This window comes from Streptomyces sp. NPDC007088 (genome assembly GCF_042869355.1).
Lineage (GTDB): Bacteria > Actinomycetota > Actinomycetes > Streptomycetales > Streptomycetaceae > Streptomyces.
In genome coordinates this window covers 116,470-130,928 of sequence record NZ_JBIAFO010000018.1, presented here as the reverse complement: position 1 = coordinate 130,928, position 14,459 = coordinate 116,470, and the positions used below count along the sequence as shown (strand labels likewise).

25 protein-coding genes are annotated in these 14,459 nt (G+C 67.2%); all 25 read left to right on the top strand.

Features of this window, described 5'->3' with window-relative positions:
- Positions 1-12: 12 nt before the first annotated feature.
- The 25 genes from rplV (at position 13) to truA (ending at position 14,317) form a co-directional block, all read left to right on the top strand.
- The gene (gene rplV, locus ACFYMP_RS25365; RefSeq protein ID WP_363147233.1) at positions 13-360 is read left to right on the top strand and encodes a 50S ribosomal protein L22; all 348 of its coding nucleotides are present in this window, start codon (positions 13-15) and stop codon (positions 358-360) included.
- Positions 360-1,196 (top strand): 30S ribosomal protein S3, encoded by an 837-nt coding sequence (gene rpsC / locus ACFYMP_RS25360; protein ID WP_363147040.1) that lies wholly within the window; start codon positions 360-362, stop codon positions 1,194-1,196. The genes rplV and rpsC overlap by 1 nt, the downstream gene beginning before the upstream one ends.
- A gap of 3 nt (positions 1,197-1,199) precedes the next feature.
- Positions 1,200-1,619, top strand: a complete 420-nt coding sequence (gene rplP / locus ACFYMP_RS25355; protein ID WP_363147041.1) for a 50S ribosomal protein L16 — start codon at positions 1,200-1,202, stop codon at positions 1,617-1,619.
- Positions 1,619-1,843, top strand: a complete 225-nt coding sequence (gene rpmC / locus ACFYMP_RS25350) for a 50S ribosomal protein L29 (protein WP_363147042.1) — start codon at positions 1,619-1,621, stop codon at positions 1,841-1,843. Before rplP ends, rpmC begins: the two co-directional genes overlap by 1 nt.
- A complete protein-coding gene (rpsQ, locus tag ACFYMP_RS25345) occupies positions 1,843-2,133 on the top strand; it encodes a 30S ribosomal protein S17 (RefSeq protein WP_388861765.1) in 291 nt (96 codons plus the stop codon). The genes rpmC and rpsQ overlap by 1 nt, the downstream gene beginning before the upstream one ends.
- Positions 2,134-2,238: 105 nt before the next feature.
- Complete coding sequence (gene rplN / locus ACFYMP_RS25340) at positions 2,239-2,607, top strand: 50S ribosomal protein L14 (protein WP_003966950.1); 369 nt, start codon at positions 2,239-2,241, stop codon at positions 2,605-2,607.
- 2 nt (positions 2,608-2,609) lie between these two features.
- Positions 2,610-2,933: a 50S ribosomal protein L24 gene (gene rplX, locus ACFYMP_RS25335; protein ID WP_388861763.1), complete on the top strand. Its 324-nt coding sequence runs from the start codon at positions 2,610-2,612 to the stop codon at positions 2,931-2,933.
- Entirely contained in the window at positions 2,933-3,490 is a 558-nt protein-coding gene (gene rplE / locus ACFYMP_RS25330; protein ID WP_363147045.1) for a 50S ribosomal protein L5, read from the top strand. Before rplX ends, rplE begins: the two co-directional genes overlap by 1 nt.
- Before the next feature lie 3 nt (positions 3,491-3,493).
- Positions 3,494-3,679: a type Z 30S ribosomal protein S14 gene (locus tag ACFYMP_RS25325; protein ID WP_008747480.1), complete on the top strand. Its 186-nt coding sequence runs from the start codon at positions 3,494-3,496 to the stop codon at positions 3,677-3,679.
- Between the two features lie 239 nt (positions 3,680-3,918).
- A complete protein-coding gene (gene rpsH / locus ACFYMP_RS25320; protein ID WP_363147046.1) occupies positions 3,919-4,317 on the top strand; it encodes a 30S ribosomal protein S8 in 399 nt (132 codons plus the stop codon).
- Positions 4,318-4,337: 20 nt separating this feature from the next.
- The gene (rplF, locus tag ACFYMP_RS25315; protein WP_363147047.1) at positions 4,338-4,877 is read left to right on the top strand and encodes a 50S ribosomal protein L6; all 540 of its coding nucleotides are present in this window, start codon (positions 4,338-4,340) and stop codon (positions 4,875-4,877) included.
- 3 nt (positions 4,878-4,880) lie between these two features.
- Positions 4,881-5,264: a 50S ribosomal protein L18 gene (gene rplR / locus ACFYMP_RS25310; protein WP_388861760.1), complete on the top strand. Its 384-nt coding sequence runs from the start codon at positions 4,881-4,883 to the stop codon at positions 5,262-5,264.
- Between the two features lie 41 nt (positions 5,265-5,305).
- A complete protein-coding gene (gene rpsE, locus ACFYMP_RS25305; RefSeq protein ID WP_363147049.1) occupies positions 5,306-5,911 on the top strand; it encodes a 30S ribosomal protein S5 in 606 nt (201 codons plus the stop codon).
- Positions 5,911-6,093: a 50S ribosomal protein L30 gene (gene rpmD, locus ACFYMP_RS25300; RefSeq protein ID WP_007826007.1), complete on the top strand. Its 183-nt coding sequence runs from the start codon at positions 5,911-5,913 to the stop codon at positions 6,091-6,093. The genes rpsE and rpmD overlap by 1 nt, the downstream gene beginning before the upstream one ends.
- Before the next feature lies 1 nt (position 6,094).
- Positions 6,095-6,550, top strand: a complete 456-nt coding sequence (rplO, locus tag ACFYMP_RS25295) for a 50S ribosomal protein L15 (protein WP_388861758.1) — start codon at positions 6,095-6,097, stop codon at positions 6,548-6,550.
- Between the two features lie 232 nt (positions 6,551-6,782).
- Positions 6,783-8,096, top strand: coding sequence for a preprotein translocase subunit SecY (gene secY, locus ACFYMP_RS25290; RefSeq protein ID WP_388861756.1), 1,314 nt, complete (start codon positions 6,783-6,785; stop codon positions 8,094-8,096).
- Positions 8,096-8,743, top strand: coding sequence for an adenylate kinase (locus tag ACFYMP_RS25285; RefSeq protein ID WP_388861754.1), 648 nt, complete (start codon positions 8,096-8,098; stop codon positions 8,741-8,743). Before secY ends, ACFYMP_RS25285 begins: the two co-directional genes overlap by 1 nt.
- A gap of 172 nt (positions 8,744-8,915) precedes the next feature.
- Positions 8,916-9,752, top strand: a complete 837-nt coding sequence (gene map / locus ACFYMP_RS25280) for a type I methionyl aminopeptidase (RefSeq protein WP_388861752.1) — start codon at positions 8,916-8,918, stop codon at positions 9,750-9,752.
- 198 nt (positions 9,753-9,950) lie between these two features.
- Positions 9,951-10,172, top strand: a complete 222-nt coding sequence (infA, locus tag ACFYMP_RS25275) for a translation initiation factor IF-1 (RefSeq protein WP_003948620.1) — start codon at positions 9,951-9,953, stop codon at positions 10,170-10,172.
- A 62-nt stretch (positions 10,173-10,234) separates the two neighbouring features.
- The gene (rpmJ, locus tag ACFYMP_RS25270) at positions 10,235-10,348 is read left to right on the top strand and encodes a 50S ribosomal protein L36 (protein ID WP_003974245.1); all 114 of its coding nucleotides are present in this window, start codon (positions 10,235-10,237) and stop codon (positions 10,346-10,348) included.
- Positions 10,349-10,567: 219 nt separating this feature from the next.
- Positions 10,568-10,948, top strand: a complete 381-nt coding sequence (gene rpsM, locus ACFYMP_RS25265) for a 30S ribosomal protein S13 (protein WP_363147054.1) — start codon at positions 10,568-10,570, stop codon at positions 10,946-10,948.
- Positions 10,949-11,008: 60 nt separating this feature from the next.
- Positions 11,009-11,413, top strand: coding sequence for a 30S ribosomal protein S11 (gene rpsK / locus ACFYMP_RS25260; protein ID WP_363147055.1), 405 nt, complete (start codon positions 11,009-11,011; stop codon positions 11,411-11,413).
- A 161-nt stretch (positions 11,414-11,574) separates the two neighbouring features.
- Positions 11,575-12,597 carry a DNA-directed RNA polymerase subunit alpha gene (locus ACFYMP_RS25255; protein WP_363147056.1) on the top strand — a complete coding sequence of 341 codons (1,023 nt, stop codon included), beginning with the start codon at positions 11,575-11,577 and terminating at the stop codon, positions 12,595-12,597.
- 299 nt (positions 12,598-12,896) lie between these two features.
- Complete coding sequence (gene rplQ / locus ACFYMP_RS25250; protein WP_388861749.1) at positions 12,897-13,397, top strand: 50S ribosomal protein L17; 501 nt, start codon at positions 12,897-12,899, stop codon at positions 13,395-13,397.
- An 89-nt stretch (positions 13,398-13,486) separates the two neighbouring features.
- Positions 13,487-14,317, top strand: a complete 831-nt coding sequence (gene truA / locus ACFYMP_RS25245; protein WP_388861747.1) for a tRNA pseudouridine(38-40) synthase TruA — start codon at positions 13,487-13,489, stop codon at positions 14,315-14,317.
- Positions 14,318-14,459: the final 142 nt, after the last annotated feature.

The window sequence follows — 14,459 nt, the reverse complement described above, 5'->3', positions numbered from 1 at the left end:
GAAGGGACAACCATGGAAGCCAGGGCCCAGGCGCGGTACATCCGCGTCACGCCCATGAAGGCCCGCCGGGTGGTGGACCTCATCCGTGGCATGGACGCCACGGAGGCCCAGGCGGTCCTGCGCTTCGCCCCGCAGGCCGCGAGCGTGCCCGTCGGCAAGGTGCTGGACAGCGCCATCGCCAACGCCGCGCACAACTACGACCACACCGACTCCTCTTCGCTGGTCATCAGCGAGGCGTACGTCGATGAGGGCCCGACTCTGAAGCGTTTCCGTCCGCGTGCCCAGGGGCGTGCCTACCGGATTCGCAAGCGGACCAGCCACATCACCGTGGTCGTCAGCGCCAAGGAAGGAACCCGGTAATGGGCCAGAAGGTAAACCCGCACGGGTTCCGGCTCGGCATCACCACCGACTTCAAGTCCCGGTGGTACGCCGACAAGCTGTACAAGGACTACGTCAAGGAAGACGTCGCCATCCGCCGGATGATGACGAAGGGCATGGAGCGGGCCGGCATCTCGAAGGTCGAGATCGAGCGCACCCGTGACCGCGTCCGCGTCGACATCCACACCGCCCGGCCGGGCATCGTCATCGGCCGTCGCGGCGCGGAGGCCGACCGTATCCGCGGCGAGCTGGAGAAGCTCACCGGCAAGCAGGTCCAGCTGAACATCCTTGAGGTCAAGAACCCCGAGGTGGACGCTCAGCTGGTCGCGCAGGCCGTCGCCGAGCAGCTGTCCTCCCGCGTCTCCTTCCGTCGGGCCATGCGCAAGAGCATGCAGTCGACGATGAAGGCCGGCGCCAAGGGCATCAAGATCCAGTGCGGTGGCCGCCTCGGCGGCGCCGAGATGTCCCGCTCGGAGTTCTACCGCGAGGGCCGTGTGCCCCTGCACACGCTCCGCGCGAACGTCGACTACGGCTTCTTCGAGGCCAAGACGACCTTCGGCCGCATCGGTGTGAAGGTCTGGATCTACAAGGGCGACGTCAAGAACATCGCCGAGGTTCGCGCCGAGAACGCAGCGGCCCGTGCCGGCAACCGTCCGGCCCGTGGCGGCAACGACCGCCCGGCCCGTGGTGGTGGCCGTGGTGGCGAGCGTGGCGGTCGCGGTCGTAAGCCGCAGCAGTCCGCGCCGGCAGCCGAGGCCCCCAAGGCCGAGGCTTCCGCCGCTGCCGCTCCGGCTGAGAGCACCGGAACGGAGGGCTGACCAATGCTGATCCCCCGCAGGGTCAAGCACCGCAAGCAGCACCACCCCAAGCGCAGCGGTATGGCCAAGGGTGGTACGGAGGTCACGTTCGGCGAGTACGGCATTCAGGCCCTCACTCCGGCGTACGTCACCAACCGCCAGATCGAGGCGGCTCGTATCGCGATGACCCGCCACATCAAGCGTGGCGGCAAGGTCTGGATCAACATCTACCCGGACCGCCCGCTGACCAAGAAGCCCGCCGAGACCCGCATGGGTTCCGGTAAGGGTTCCCCGGAGTGGTGGATCGCGAACGTCAAGCCCGGACGGGTGATGTTCGAGCTCTCCTACCCGAACGAGAAGATCGCTCGTGAGGCGCTTACCCGCGCTGCTCACAAGCTCCCGATGAAGTGCCGGATCGTTCGGCGCGAGGCAGGTGAGTCGTGATGTCGGCCGGTACCAAGGCGTCCGAGCTGCGCGAGCTGGGCAACGAGGAGCTTGTTGCCAAGCTCTCCGAGGCCAAGGAAGAGCTGTTCAACCTCCGCTTCCAGGCGGCGACCGGGCAGCTCGAGAACCACGGGCGGCTCAACTCCGTCCGTAAGGACATCGCCCGGATCTACACCCTGATGCGCGAGCGCGAGCTCGGTATCGAGACGGTGGAGAGCGCCTGATGAGCGAGAACACTGTGACTGAAGAGACCACCCCCGCCACCCGCGGCTCCCGCAAGGTCCGTGAGGGCCTTGTCGTCAGCGACAAGATGGACAAGACCGTCGTCGTCGCCGTCGAGGACCGCGTCAAGCACGCGCTGTACGGCAAGGTCATCCGCCGTACGCACCGGCTGAAGGCTCACGACGAGCAGAACTCGGCCGGCGTCGGCGACCGCGTCCTCCTGATGGAGACGCGTCCGCTGTCCGCCGGCAAGAACTGGCGCATCGTCGAGATCCTCGAAAAGGCCAAGTAAACCCCTCCGAGGGGGACTTCACCTCCTCGGAACAGTTCCGCCAGGCTCCGGGGGCCACCATCCGTGGTGGCCCCCGGGGAACCGGCAGACGATCAGGAGATAGACGTGATCCAGCAGGAGTCGCGACTGCGGGTCGCCGACAACACGGGTGCGAAGGAAATTCTCACCATCCGTGTTCTCGGTGGTTCCGGTCGCCGCTACGCGGGCATCGGTGACGTCATCGTCGCCACCGTCAAGGACGCGATCCCCGGTGGCAACGTGAAGAAGGGTGACGTCGTCAAGGCCGTCATCGTTCGCACCGTCAAGGAGCGTCGTCGTCAGGACGGCTCGTACATCCGCTTCGACGAGAACGCCGCCGTCATTCTCAAGAACGACGGCGACCCTCGCGGCACCCGTATCTTCGGCCCCGTGGGTCGTGAGCTGCGCGAGAAGAAGTTCATGAAGATCATCTCGCTCGCGCCGGAGGTGCTGTAAGCATGAAGATCAAGAAGGGCGACCTGGTTCAGGTCATCACCGGTAAGGACAAGGGCAAGCAGGGCAAGGTCATCGCGGCCTACCCCCGCGAGGACCGCGTCCTGGTCGAGGGTGTCAACCGGGTCAAGAAGCACACCAAGGCCAACCAGCCCGGTCAGGCCTCGCAGGCCGGCGGCATCATCACCACCGAAGCCCCGGTCCACGTGAGCAACGTGCAGCTGGTCGTGGAGAAGGACGGCAAGAAGGTCGTCACCCGCGTCGGCTACCGCTTCTCCGAGGACGGCAGCAAGATCCGCGTGGCCAAGCGGACCGGTGAGGACATCTGATGACGACCACCACTGCCCCCCGCCTGAAGCAGAAGTACCGCGAGGAGATCGCGGGCAAGCTGCGTGACGAGTTCAAGTACGAGAACGTCATGCAGACCCCGGGCCTCGTCAAGATCGTGGTCAACATGGGTGTGGGCGACGCCGCCCGCGACTCCAAGCTGATCGAGGGCGCCATCCGCGACCTCACCACGATCACCGGTCAGAAGCCGGCCGTCACCAAGGCCCGCAAGTCCATCGCGCAGTTCAAGCTGCGTGAGGGCCAGCCGATCGGTGCCCACGTCACCCTCCGTGGCGACCGCATGTGGGAGTTCCTGGACCGCACCCTGTCGCTCGCGCTGCCGCGCATCCGCGACTTCCGCGGCCTGTCCCCCAAGCAGTTCGACGGCCGTGGCAACTACACCTTCGGTCTCACGGAGCAGGTCATGTTCCACGAGATCGACCAGGACAAGATCGACCGCGTCCGGGGTATGGACATCACCGTGGTCACCACGGCGACCAACGACGCCGAGGGCCGCGCGCTTCTCCGTCACCTCGGCTTCCCGTTCAAGGAGGCGTGAGCCGTGGCGAAGAAGGCTCTTATCGCAAAGTCGGAGCGCAAGCCGAAGTTCGGCGTGCGCGCGTACACCCGCTGCCAGCGCTGTGGGCGTCCGCACTCCGTGTACCGCAAGTTCGGCCTGTGCCGTGTGTGCCTTCGTGAGATGGCTCACCGCGGCGAGCTGCCGGGCGTGACCAAGAGCAGCTGGTAGTTCCCCACTTCAGGGAATCGCCAGCCTCTCGGTAAGCATCGGGGCGTCGGGAGCCCATCCCTCCATGGCTTAGGCTTGGAGGGTTGGGTCCCCCGCCGCCCTGGACCACTGGCGGGCGTCAGGCCCGCAGTCAACGCTTACTACGCCGTAGGTCCCCGCGCCGCACCCGTCCCGTCTCGGATCGGGGAGAGGGATGGCGCATACAGGAAACCCCGGCGAGAAAGGCCCAAGGCCAATTCATGACCATGACTGATCCGATCGCAGACATGCTGACGCGTCTGCGTAACGCCAACTCGGCGTACCACGACACCGTGGCTATGCCGCACAGCAAGATCAAGTCGCACATCGCGGAGATCCTCCAGCAGGAGGGCTTCATCACGGGCTGGAAGGTCGAGGACGCCGAGGTCGGCAAGAACCTCGTCCTGGAGCTCAAGTTCGGGCCGAACCGTGAGCGCTCCATCGCGGGCATCAAGCGGATCTCGAAGCCGGGCCTGCGGGTCTACGCGAAGTCCACCAATCTGCCGAAGGTGCTCGGCGGCCTGGGCGTGGCGGTCATCTCCACGTCGCACGGTCTCCTCACCGGTCAGCAGGCCAGCAAGAAGGGCGTGGGTGGGGAAGTCCTCGCCTACGTCTGGTAGTCGGGAACGGAGGAAAGCACATGTCGCGCATCGGCAAGCTCCCCATCCCGGTTCCCGCCGGCGTGGACGTCACCATCGACGGGCGCCAGGTCGCGGTGAAGGGCCCCAAGGGGAACCTTTCGCACACGATCGCCGCTCCGATCGACATCGCCAAGGGCGAGGACGGCACCCTCTCGGTGACCCGCCCCAACGACGAGCGTCAGAACAGGGCCCTGCACGGCCTGTCCCGCACGCTGGTGGCGAACATGATCACCGGTGTGACCCAGGGATACGTCAAGAAGCTCGAAATCAGCGGTGTCGGTTACCGAGTGCTCGCCAAGGGCTCCAACCTGGAGTTCTCGCTGGGCTACAGCCACCCGATCCTGATCGAGGCGCCCGAGGGCATCACCTTCAAGGTCGAGAACCCGACGCACTTCTCGGTCGAGGGCATCGACAAGCAGAAGGTCGGCGAGGTTGCGGCCAACATCCGCAAGCTGCGCAAGCCCGACCCGTACAAGGCCAAGGGTGTCAAGTACGAGGGCGAAGTCATCCGCCGCAAGGTCGGAAAGGCGGGTAAGTAAGCCATGGCATACGGCGTGAAGATCGCGAAGGGCTCGGCCTACAAGGCCGCGGCCATCAAGCGACGTCACATCCGCGTCCGCAAGAGGATCTCGGGTACGCAGGAGCGTCCCCGCCTCGTCGTGACGCGTTCCAACCGCCACATGGTCGCCCAGGTGATCGACGACATCCAGGGTCACACCCTGGCGTCGGCGTCCACCCTGGACACGTCCATCCGCGGCGGCGAGGGCGACAAGAGCGCTCAGGCCAAGCAGGTCGGCGCCCTGGTCGCCGAGCGTGCCAAGGCCGCGGGCATCGAGGCTGTCGTCTTCGACCGCGGTGGCAACAAGTACGCGGGGCGCATCGCCGCTCTCGCGGACGCCGCCCGCGAGGCCGGACTCAAGTTCTGAGTCCCGTTCGTAGCTAGCGGAAACAGAGAGAGGTATATCCAATGGCTGGACCCCAGCGCCGCGGAAGCGGTGCCGGTGGCGGCGAGCGGCGGGACCGGAAGGGCCGTGACGGCGGAGCTTCCGCCGCCGAGAAGACCGCGTACGTTGAGCGTGTCGTCGCGATCAACCGTGTTGCCAAGGTAGTCAAGGGTGGTCGCCGCTTCAGCTTCACCGCGCTGGTCGTGGTGGGCGACGCGGACGGCACCGTCGGTGTCGGTTACGGCAAGGCCAAGGAGGTGCCGGCCGCGATCGCCAAGGGTGTTGAGGAAGCGAAGAAGAACTTCTTCAAGGTCCCGCGCATCCAGGGCACCATCCCGCACCCGATCCAGGGTGAGAAGGCCGCCGGTGTCGTGCTCCTGAAGCCGGCTTCCCCCGGTACCGGTGTTATCGCCGGTGGCCCGGTGCGCGCCGTCCTGGAGTGCGCCGGCGTTCACGACATCCTGTCGAAGTCCCTGGGCTCCGACAACGCGATCAACATCGTTCACGCGACTGTGGCGGCCCTCAAGGGCCTCCAGCGTCCCGAGGAGATCGCGGCCCGCCGCGGTCTGCCCCTCGAGGACGTGGCCCCCGCTGCCCTGCTGCGTGCGCGTGCCGGGGCGGGTGCGTAATGGCCCGCCTCAAGATCACGCAGACGAAGTCGTACATCGGCAGCAAGCAGAACCACCGTGACACCCTGCGTTCGCTCGGGCTCAAGCGCCTGAACGACACGGTTGTCAAGGAGGATCGTCCCGAGTTCCGCGGCATGGTGCACACCGTCCGCCACCTCGTGACGGTCGAGGAGGTCGACTGACATGGGTGAGCAGAACCCGCTGAAGGTCCACAACCTCCGGCCCGCCCCGGGCGCCAAGACCGCCAAGACCCGTGTGGGTCGTGGTGAGGCGTCCAAGGGTAAGACCGCCGGTCGTGGTACCAAGGGCACCAAGGCCCGCTATCAGGTTCCGGAGCGCTTCGAGGGTGGGCAGATGCCCCTCCACATGCGTCTCCCGAAGCTCAAGGGCTTCAAGAACCCGTTCCGTACCGAGTTCCAGGTCGTGAACCTCGACAAGCTCGTCGCCCTCTACCCGGAGGGTGGCGAGGTCACCGTCGAGGATCTGGTCGCCAAGGGCGCTGTCCGCAAGAACAGCCTCGTCAAGGTGCTCGGCCAGGGCGAGATCTCCGTGGCGCTGACGGTGAAGGTCGACAAGGTCTCCGCCTCCGCCAAGGACAAGATCGCCGCCGCGGGCGGCACGGTCACCGAGCTGGTCTGAGTCACTCGGGCTCTCTCGTGACGTGAACGCATCCCACCGGGGATACCCCACTTATGGGGTATCCCCGGTTGGTCGTTCCCGGGGGGTGGCGTCGCCGGTAAGGTGGCGTGCACTGTTATGCCCGCGTGTCCTCCCACGGAGTCACGCGGTTGTTCTGACAGCAGTATCCGTTTCCGTCGAACCTCAAGACCGTCACCCTTGACGCAGTAGCGCGGGGGTCGCAGGAGGCACCGTGCTCACCGCGTTCGCCCGAGCGTTCAAGACGCCCGACCTGCGCAAGAAGCTGCTCTTCACGCTGGGCATCATCGTGATCTACCGGCTCGGTACGCACGTACCGATCCCGGGGATCGACTACAAGAACGTGCAGACCTGTATCGACCAGGCCAATACCAACTCCGGTCTGTTCGGTCTGATCAACATGTTCAGTGGCGGCGCCCTGCTCCAGATCACCATCTTCGCGCTGGGGATCATGCCGTACATCACGGCGAGCATCATCCTTCAGCTGCTGACCGTCGTGATCCCGCGGCTCGAAGCCCTCAAGAAGGAGGGCCAGGCCGGCACGGCGAAGATCACCCAGTACACCCGCTACCTGACCGTGGCCCTCGCGATCCTCCAGGGCACCGGCCTCGTCGCGACCGCGCGCAGCGGCGCCATCTTCCAGGGCTGCTCCGTCGCCGGGGACATCGTCCCCGACCAGTCGATCTTCACCACGATCACCATGGTCGTCACCATGACCGCCGGTACCGCCGCCGTCATGTGGCTCGGTGAGCTGATCACCGACCGCGGCATCGGCAACGGCATGTCGATCCTCATGTTCATCTCGATCGCGGCCGGCTTCCCCGGCGCCCTGTGGGCCATCAAGAAGTCGGGCGACCTGGCCGGCGGCTGGATCGAGTTCGGCACCGTGATCATCGTGGGCCTCGTGATGGTGGCCCTCGTGGTCTTCGTCGAGCAGGCGCAGCGGCGCATCCCCGTGCAGTACGCGAAGCGCATGATCGGCCGCCGTTCCTACGGCGGGACCTCGACCTACATCCCGCTCAAGGTCAACCAGGCGGGTGTCATCCCGGTCATCTTCGCCTCCTCGCTGCTGTACATCCCGGCGCTGGTCGCGCAGTTCACCGACTCGCAGGCCGGCTGGGCGGTGTGGGTGCGGGACAACCTCGCCAACAACGCGGCCTGGCCGCACGTGGTGCTGTACTTCCTGCTGATCGTGTTCTTCGCCTTCTTCTACGTGGCCATCTCCTTCAACCCCGAAGAAGTCGCCGACAACATGAAGAAGTATGGTGGGTTCATCCCGGGCATCCGGGCTGGCCGACCGACCGCTGAGTACCTGAGTTACGTGCTCAACCGGATCACCTGGCCGGGCTCGCTGTACTTGGGGCTGATCGCGCTCGTGCCGACGCTGGCACTGGCGGGCTTCGGGGCCAACCAGAACTTCCCGTTCGGCGGGACGAGCATCCTGATCATCGTGGGTGTGGGTCTGGAGACCGTGAAGCAGATCGAGAGCCAGCTCCAGCAGCGCAACTACGAAGGGTTCCTCCGCTGATGCGTATCGTCCTCGTCGGACCGCCCGGTGCGGGCAAGGGAACGCAGGCCGCGTTCCTCGCCAGGAAGCTGTCGATCCCGCACATCTCCACGGGCGATCTGTTCCGCGCCAACATCAGCCAGGGCACGGAGCTGGGCAAGCAGGCGAAGTCGTACATCGACGCCGGGAATCTGGTGCCCGACGAGGTCACCATCGGGATGGCCAAGGACCGCATGGACCAGGCGGACGCCGCCAACGGCTTCCTGCTGGACGGCTTCCCGCGCAACGTCTTCCAGGCCGAGGCGCTCGACGCGCTCCTGAAGGACGAGGGCCAGAAGCTCGACGCGGTCCTCGACCTGGAGGTCCCCGAGGACGAGGTGGTCAAGCGCATCGCCGGCCGCCGCATCTGCCGCAACGACTCCAGCCACGTCTTCCACACCGAGTACAGCAAGCCGCAGCAGGAGGGCGTCTGCGACGTCTGCGGCGGCGAGCTGTACCAGCGTGAGGACGACAAGGAGGAGACCGTCCGCAAGCGGCTGGAGGTCTACCACACGGAGACCGAGCCGATCATCGGCCACTACCGGGCCCAGGGCCTGGTCGTGACGATCTCGGCGCTCGGCAAGGTGGGCGAGGTCACCGAACGCGCCCTGGAGGCGCTCAAGAAGTAACCCGGCGTACCGCCTCCGCGGCGGTACACCGGTCGAAGCGGCCGCGGCGCCTCGCAGGGCGTCGCGGCCGTAGTGTTGTTGGTGCACGGGTACGCGGAGCGGGGCCGACCGGCCCCGCCGCGTACCGCTGTCGGAGCCGTACGGGCCGTACACGCAGAAAGAAGCCGGACCCATGGTGGAGATCAAGACACCGGAGCAGATCGCGAAGATGCGCGAGGCCGGTCTGGTCGTGGCCGCGGTGCACCGGGCCACCGGCGAGGCGGCGGTGCCGGGGGCCACCACGAAGGACCTCGACATGGTGGCCCGCGAGGTGCTCGCCGAGCACGGCGCCAAGCCGAACTTCCTCGGCTACGGGGGCTTCCCCGCGACGATCTGCACCTCGGTGAACGACGTCGTGGTGCACGGCATCCCCGACGAGAAGACCGTCCTGAAGGACGGCGACATCATCTCGATCGACGCCGGGGCCATCGTGGACGGCTGGCACGGCGACGCCGCCTTCACCGCCTTCGTCGGCACCGGTCACGCCCCGGAGCTGGTCGAGCTGTCCCGGGTGACCGAGGAGTCGATGTGGGCCGGGATCGCCGCGATGAAGCCGGGCAACCGGCTCGTGGACGTCTCCCGCGCCATCGAGACGTACATCCGCCGGCAGCCGAAGCCGGGCGGCGGGAAGTACGGGATCGTCGAGGACTACGGCGGGCACGGCATCGGCACGGCCATGCACATGGACCCGCACCTGCTGAACTACGTCGAGCGGCGGCGCGGCCGCGGTCCCAAGCTCGTGCCGGGGTTCTGCCTCGCGATCGAGCCGATGGTCTCGCTGGGCTCCCCGAAGACCGAGGTCCTCGACGACGAGTGGACCGTCGAGACGATCGACCACTCGTGGTCCTCGCACTGGGAGCACAGTGTGGCGCTGACCGAGGCGGGCCCCTTCGTCCTCACGGCGGTGGACGGCGGCAAGGCCAAGCTCGGGTCGATGGGCATCGACATCGCGCCGGACCCGCTGGGCTGAAGCTCGCTTCCCGGCGACCTCGCCTGCCGGACGGGCCCAGAATTGCGCTCGTCCGGCGGTTGAGCGCTCCCCATACGGGCAGTCTTTCTCGATTCGTGTTTCTGCGGGGGCTGACGTAGACTGACTCGTCGGCTCTCGTGTATCGGCATGTCCGTTTCACCGAGGGTCGACCCAGGTAGTCGATTCGAAGGGCGAAGCGTGGCCAAGAAGCAAGGTGCCATCGAGATCGAGGGCACTGTCGTCGAGTCTCTGCCGAACGCGATGTTCAAGGTGGAGCTCCAGAACGGCCACCAGGTCCTGGCGCACATCAGCGGCAAGATGCGGATGCACTACATCCGCATCCTCCCTGACGACCGGGTCGTGGTGGAGTTGTCTCCGTACGACCTGACGCGTGGCCGGATCGTCTACCGCTACAAGTAGATCTGATCTCGCTGACGTCCCTCCCGTGGGGCGCCGGCACTGACCCGGAGAACCTCACACCCATGAAGGTCAAGCCGAGCGTCAAGAAGATCTGCGACAAGTGCAGGGTGATCCGCCGTCACGGCCGGGTCATGGTCATCTGCGACAACCCGCGCCACAAGCAGCGCCAGGGCTGACGCGACACCGCTCCTCACTGCATTCGCAGAGATTCAGCGCGACGTAACCAAGTACATACGCAGAACCCGTCCCTCTTCGGATCCTTCAGAGTGATCTGTCAGTGATGGAGGGCGACACCCCCGGTCGGAGGCCGGGGACCCGATCCGTACCAGGCCGCAGGGGCCTCGGCGGGCGGGAGTGGTGCTGCGGAAGACCTCCGAAAACAACAGGAGCCTTGAATGGCACGCCTTGAAGGTGTTGACCTCCCGCGCGAAAAGCGCGTCGAGGTTGCCCTCACGTACGTGTTCGGCATCGGTCGCACCCTGTCCCAGCAGACGCTGGCCGCGACCGGCGTTGACCCCAACACCCGCGTCCGCGACCTTGCCGAGGAAGACCTCGTCAAGATCCGCGAGTACGTGGACGCCAACCTCAAGACCGAGGGTGACCTCCGTCGCGAGATCCAGGCCGACATCCGCCGCAAGGTCGAGATCGGCTGCTACCAGGGTCTGCGTCACCGCCGCGGCCTGCCCGTCCGCGGCCAGCGCACGAGCACGAACGCCCGCACCCGCAAGGGCCCGCGTCGCGCCATCGCCGGTAAGAAGAAGCCGGGCAAGAAGTAGTCCTCAGCGGTCGATCGACAGCTGACGCTGCAGGACCGACCACCTCCACGGGAGTAATACATGCCTCCGAAGGGCCGTCAGGGCGCTGCCAAGAAGGTGCGCCGCAAGGAAAAGAAGAACGTCGCTCACGGGCACGCCCACATCAAGAGCACGTTCAACAACACGATCATCTCGATCACCGACCCCACGGGCAACGTGATCTCCTGGGCCTCCGCCGGCCACGTCGGCTTCAAGGGCTCGCGCAAGTCGACTCCGTTCGCCGCGCAGATGGCCGCCGAGTCGGCCGCCCGCCGCGCGCAGGAGCACGGCATGCGCAAGGTGGACGTGTTCGTCAAGGGTCCCGGCTCCGGCCGTGAGACCGCGATCCGCTCGCTCCAGGCCACCGGCCTGGAGGTCGGCTCGATCCAGGACGTCACCCCCACCCCGCACAACGGCTGCCGTCCCCCCAAGCGCCGCCGCGTTTGACCGGACCGCCGGGGTCCGTCGACCCCGGTGAGCTATGGGTTCCGCGGGCGGTACGGCCGTAACGGTCGTACCGCCCGTACCCTTGTGGCAGTACCACCCGGGCCTCGGCCCGTACGTCGGGCGTCAAATAGTGGTCGCCCACGACAGAAGGAAACACACGCATGCTGATCGCTCAGCGCCCCTCGTTGACCGAAGAGGTCGTCGACGAGTTCCGCTCCCGGTTCGTCATCGAGCCGCTGGAGCCGGGCTTCGGTTACACCCTCGGCAACTCCCTGCGCCGCACGCTCCTCTCCTCGATCCCGGGCGCGGCTGTCACGTCCATCCGGATCGACGGCGTCCTGCACGAGTTCACCACCGTGCCGGGTGTCAAGGAGGACGTCACCGACCTCATCCTCAACATCAAGCAGCTGGTCGTCTCCTCGGAGCACGACGAGCCGGTCGTGATGTACCTGCGCAAGCAGGGTCCGGGCCTGGTCACCGCCGCCGACATCGCGCCCCCGGCCGGTGTCGAGGTGCACAACCCCGATCTGGTGCTCGCCACGCTGAACGCCAAGGGCAAGCTGGAGATGGAGCTGACCGTCGAGCGCGGTCGCGGCTACGTCTCCGCCGTCCAGAACAAGCAGGTGGGCCAGGAGATCGGCCGGATTCCGGTCGACTCGATCTACTCGCCCGTCCTCAAGGTCACCTACAAGGTCGAGGCGACCCGAGTCGAGCAGCGCACCGACTTCGACAAGCTCATCGTCGACGTCGAGACCAAGCAGGCGATGCGTCCGCGTGACGCCATGGCCTCGGCGGGCAAGACCCTGGTCGAGCTGTTCGGTCTCGCGCGCGAGCTGAACATCGACGCCGAGGGCATCGACATGGGCCCGTCCCCGACGGACGCCGCGCTCGCCGCCGATCTGGCGCTGCCGATCGAGGAGCTGGAGCTCACGGTCCGCTCGTACAACTGCCTCAAGCGCGAGGGCATCCACTCCGTGGGTGAGCTGGTCGCCCGCTCCGAGGCCGACCTGCTCGACATCCGCAACTTCGGTGCGAAGTCGATCGACGAGGTCAAGGCGAAGCTGGCCGGTATGGGCCTGGCGCTCAAGGACTCGCCTCCCGGGTTCGACCCGACCTCGGCCGCCGACACCTTTGGTGCGGATGACGACGCGGATGCCGGCTTCGTGGAGACGGAGCAGTACTGAGGACCTCCGGTCGGGGGCGGGGTTGCCCGCCTCCGGCGGGTGTCCTCAAACGCCGGACGGGCTTGGAATCGCGCTTCGCGCTCGTCCTCAAACGCCGGACGGGCTGGAGATCGCGCTTCGCGCTCGTCCTCAAACGCCGGACGGGCTGGAGATCGCGCCTGGGGATCGCGTCTCGTGCTCGTTCGTAGACGCCGGACGGGCTTGTTCAGCCGTTCTGGGACTTCCGGCGGGCAGTCGCCCGCGCGGGACACTGTCGTCGGTACCTGATACGGCCGGCGCAGATCACAAGGAGTAACACCATGCCGAAGCCCACCAAGGGTGCCCGTCTCGGTGGCGGCGCCGCGCACGAGAAGCTGCTGCTGGCGAACCTCGCCAAGGCGCTGTTCGAGCACGGCAAGATCACGACCACCGAGGCCAAGGCGCGCCGGCTGCGGCCGTACGCCGAGCGTCTGGTCACCAAGGCGAAGAAGGGCGACCTTCACAACCGCCGTCAGGTGCTCCAGGTCATCACCGACAAGAGCGTCGTCCACACGCTCTTCACGGAGATCGGCCCGCGGTACGAGAACCGTCCGGGTGGCTACACCCGTATCACCAAGATCGGTAACCGTCGGGGCGACAACGCTCCCATGGCGGTCATCGAGCTGGTGGAGGCCCTGACCGTGGCCCAGCAGGCCACCGGTGAGGCCGAGGCCGCGACGAAGCGCGCGGTCAAGGAAGACGCCCTCAAGAAGGACGAGGCCCCGGCCGAGACCGTCGAGGACGCCAAGCCGGAGGCGGCCGAGGAGTCCAAGGACGCCTGAGCCCGCCTCGCGCGAGCTGAGCGGGTCCGTCCCTTCGGGGGCGGGCCCGCTTTTCCGTTGTTGTCGTTGATGAGTGGGGATGGGTTCTCGTGCGCTTGCGGCTTGATCTGAGTTACGACGGGAGTGAGTTCTCCGGCTGGGCCAAGCAGCCCTCGGGGCGGCGCACCGTGCAGGGGGAGATCGAGGAGGCGCTGCGCGTCGTCACCCGGTCCGCGCTGCCCCCCGAGCTGACCGTGGCCGGGCGCACCGACTCCGGGGTGCACGCGCGCGGACAGGTCGCGCACGTGGACGTGAGCGAGGAGCTGTGGGCCGAGCATGGCGAGAAGCTGCTCAAGCGGCTCGCGGGGCGGCTGCCGAGGGACGTACGGGTGTGGCGGATCGCGCCGGCGCCGGAGGGCTTCGACGCGCGGTTCTCGGCTGTCTGGCGGCGCTACGCGTACCGGGTGACCGACGCGCCGGGCGGGGTCGACCCCCTGTTGCGCGGTCATGTCCTGTGGCACGACTGGCCGTTGGACCTCGACGCGATGAACGAGGCGGCCCGCGGGCTGCTCGGGGAGCACGACTTCGCCGCCTACTGCAAGAAGCGCGAGGGCGCCACGACCATCCGTACGCTCCAGGAACTGCGCTGGGAGCGGCGCGCGGACGGGGTGCTGGAGGCGACCGTGCGGGCCGACGCCTTCTGCCACAACATGGTGCGTTCGCTGGTCGGCGCGATGCTGTTCGTGGGCGACGGGCACCGGCCGCCGGACTGGCCCGCCAAGGTGCTGGCGGCCGGGGTCCGGGACTCCGCCGTCCACGTCGTACGGCCGCACGGGCTGACGCTGGAGGAGGTCGGCTACCCGGCCGACGAACTCCTCGCGGCGCGCAGCGTGGAGGCGCGCAACAAGCGGACGCTGCCCGCCTGCGGGGGCTGCGGCTGAGGAGTGGTGGCGTGAGGCGGGGGTCCGGGGGTTGTGTCCCGGGGGTGTTATTGATGCCACACCCCGGGTGACCGGCGCCCGCCCCCGGGACAAAGCGACAGTTCGGGGGCTGATCGGGGCCCCGGGAGGTGCCGAAACCCGG

Coding starts and splice junctions, on each gene's coding strand:
- rpsH (WP_363147046.1), top strand. CDS start 3,919: ATGACCATGACTGATCCGATCGCAGACATGCTGACGCGTCTGCGTAAC.
- ACFYMP_RS25255 (WP_363147056.1), top strand. CDS start 11,575: ATGCTGATCGCTCAGCGCCCCTCGTTGACCGAAGAGGTCGTCGACGAG.
- rpmC (WP_363147042.1), top strand. CDS start 1,619: ATGTCGGCCGGTACCAAGGCGTCCGAGCTGCGCGAGCTGGGCAACGAG.
- rplX (WP_388861763.1), top strand. CDS start 2,610: ATGAAGATCAAGAAGGGCGACCTGGTTCAGGTCATCACCGGTAAGGAC.
- rpsM (WP_363147054.1), top strand. CDS start 10,568: ATGGCACGCCTTGAAGGTGTTGACCTCCCGCGCGAAAAGCGCGTCGAG.
- rplE (WP_363147045.1), top strand. CDS start 2,933: ATGACGACCACCACTGCCCCCCGCCTGAAGCAGAAGTACCGCGAGGAG.
- rpsQ (WP_388861765.1), top strand. CDS start 1,843: ATGAGCGAGAACACTGTGACTGAAGAGACCACCCCCGCCACCCGCGGC.
- rplQ (WP_388861749.1), top strand. CDS start 12,897: ATGCCGAAGCCCACCAAGGGTGCCCGTCTCGGTGGCGGCGCCGCGCAC.
- rpmJ (WP_003974245.1), top strand. CDS start 10,235: ATGAAGGTCAAGCCGAGCGTCAAGAAGATCTGCGACAAGTGCAGGGTG.
- rplV (WP_363147233.1), top strand. CDS start 13: ATGGAAGCCAGGGCCCAGGCGCGGTACATCCGCGTCACGCCCATGAAG.
- rpsE (WP_363147049.1), top strand. CDS start 5,306: ATGGCTGGACCCCAGCGCCGCGGAAGCGGTGCCGGTGGCGGCGAGCGG.
- rplF (WP_363147047.1), top strand. CDS start 4,338: ATGTCGCGCATCGGCAAGCTCCCCATCCCGGTTCCCGCCGGCGTGGAC.
- rpsC (WP_363147040.1), top strand. CDS start 360: ATGGGCCAGAAGGTAAACCCGCACGGGTTCCGGCTCGGCATCACCACC.
- ACFYMP_RS25285 (WP_388861754.1), top strand. CDS start 8,096: ATGCGTATCGTCCTCGTCGGACCGCCCGGTGCGGGCAAGGGAACGCAG.
- rplP (WP_363147041.1), top strand. CDS start 1,200: ATGCTGATCCCCCGCAGGGTCAAGCACCGCAAGCAGCACCACCCCAAG.
- rplO (WP_388861758.1), top strand. CDS start 6,095: ATGGGTGAGCAGAACCCGCTGAAGGTCCACAACCTCCGGCCCGCCCCG.
- rplR (WP_388861760.1), top strand. CDS start 4,881: ATGGCATACGGCGTGAAGATCGCGAAGGGCTCGGCCTACAAGGCCGCG.
- rpsK (WP_363147055.1), top strand. CDS start 11,009: ATGCCTCCGAAGGGCCGTCAGGGCGCTGCCAAGAAGGTGCGCCGCAAG.
- map (WP_388861752.1), top strand. CDS start 8,916: ATGGTGGAGATCAAGACACCGGAGCAGATCGCGAAGATGCGCGAGGCC.
- rpmD (WP_007826007.1), top strand. CDS start 5,911: ATGGCCCGCCTCAAGATCACGCAGACGAAGTCGTACATCGGCAGCAAG.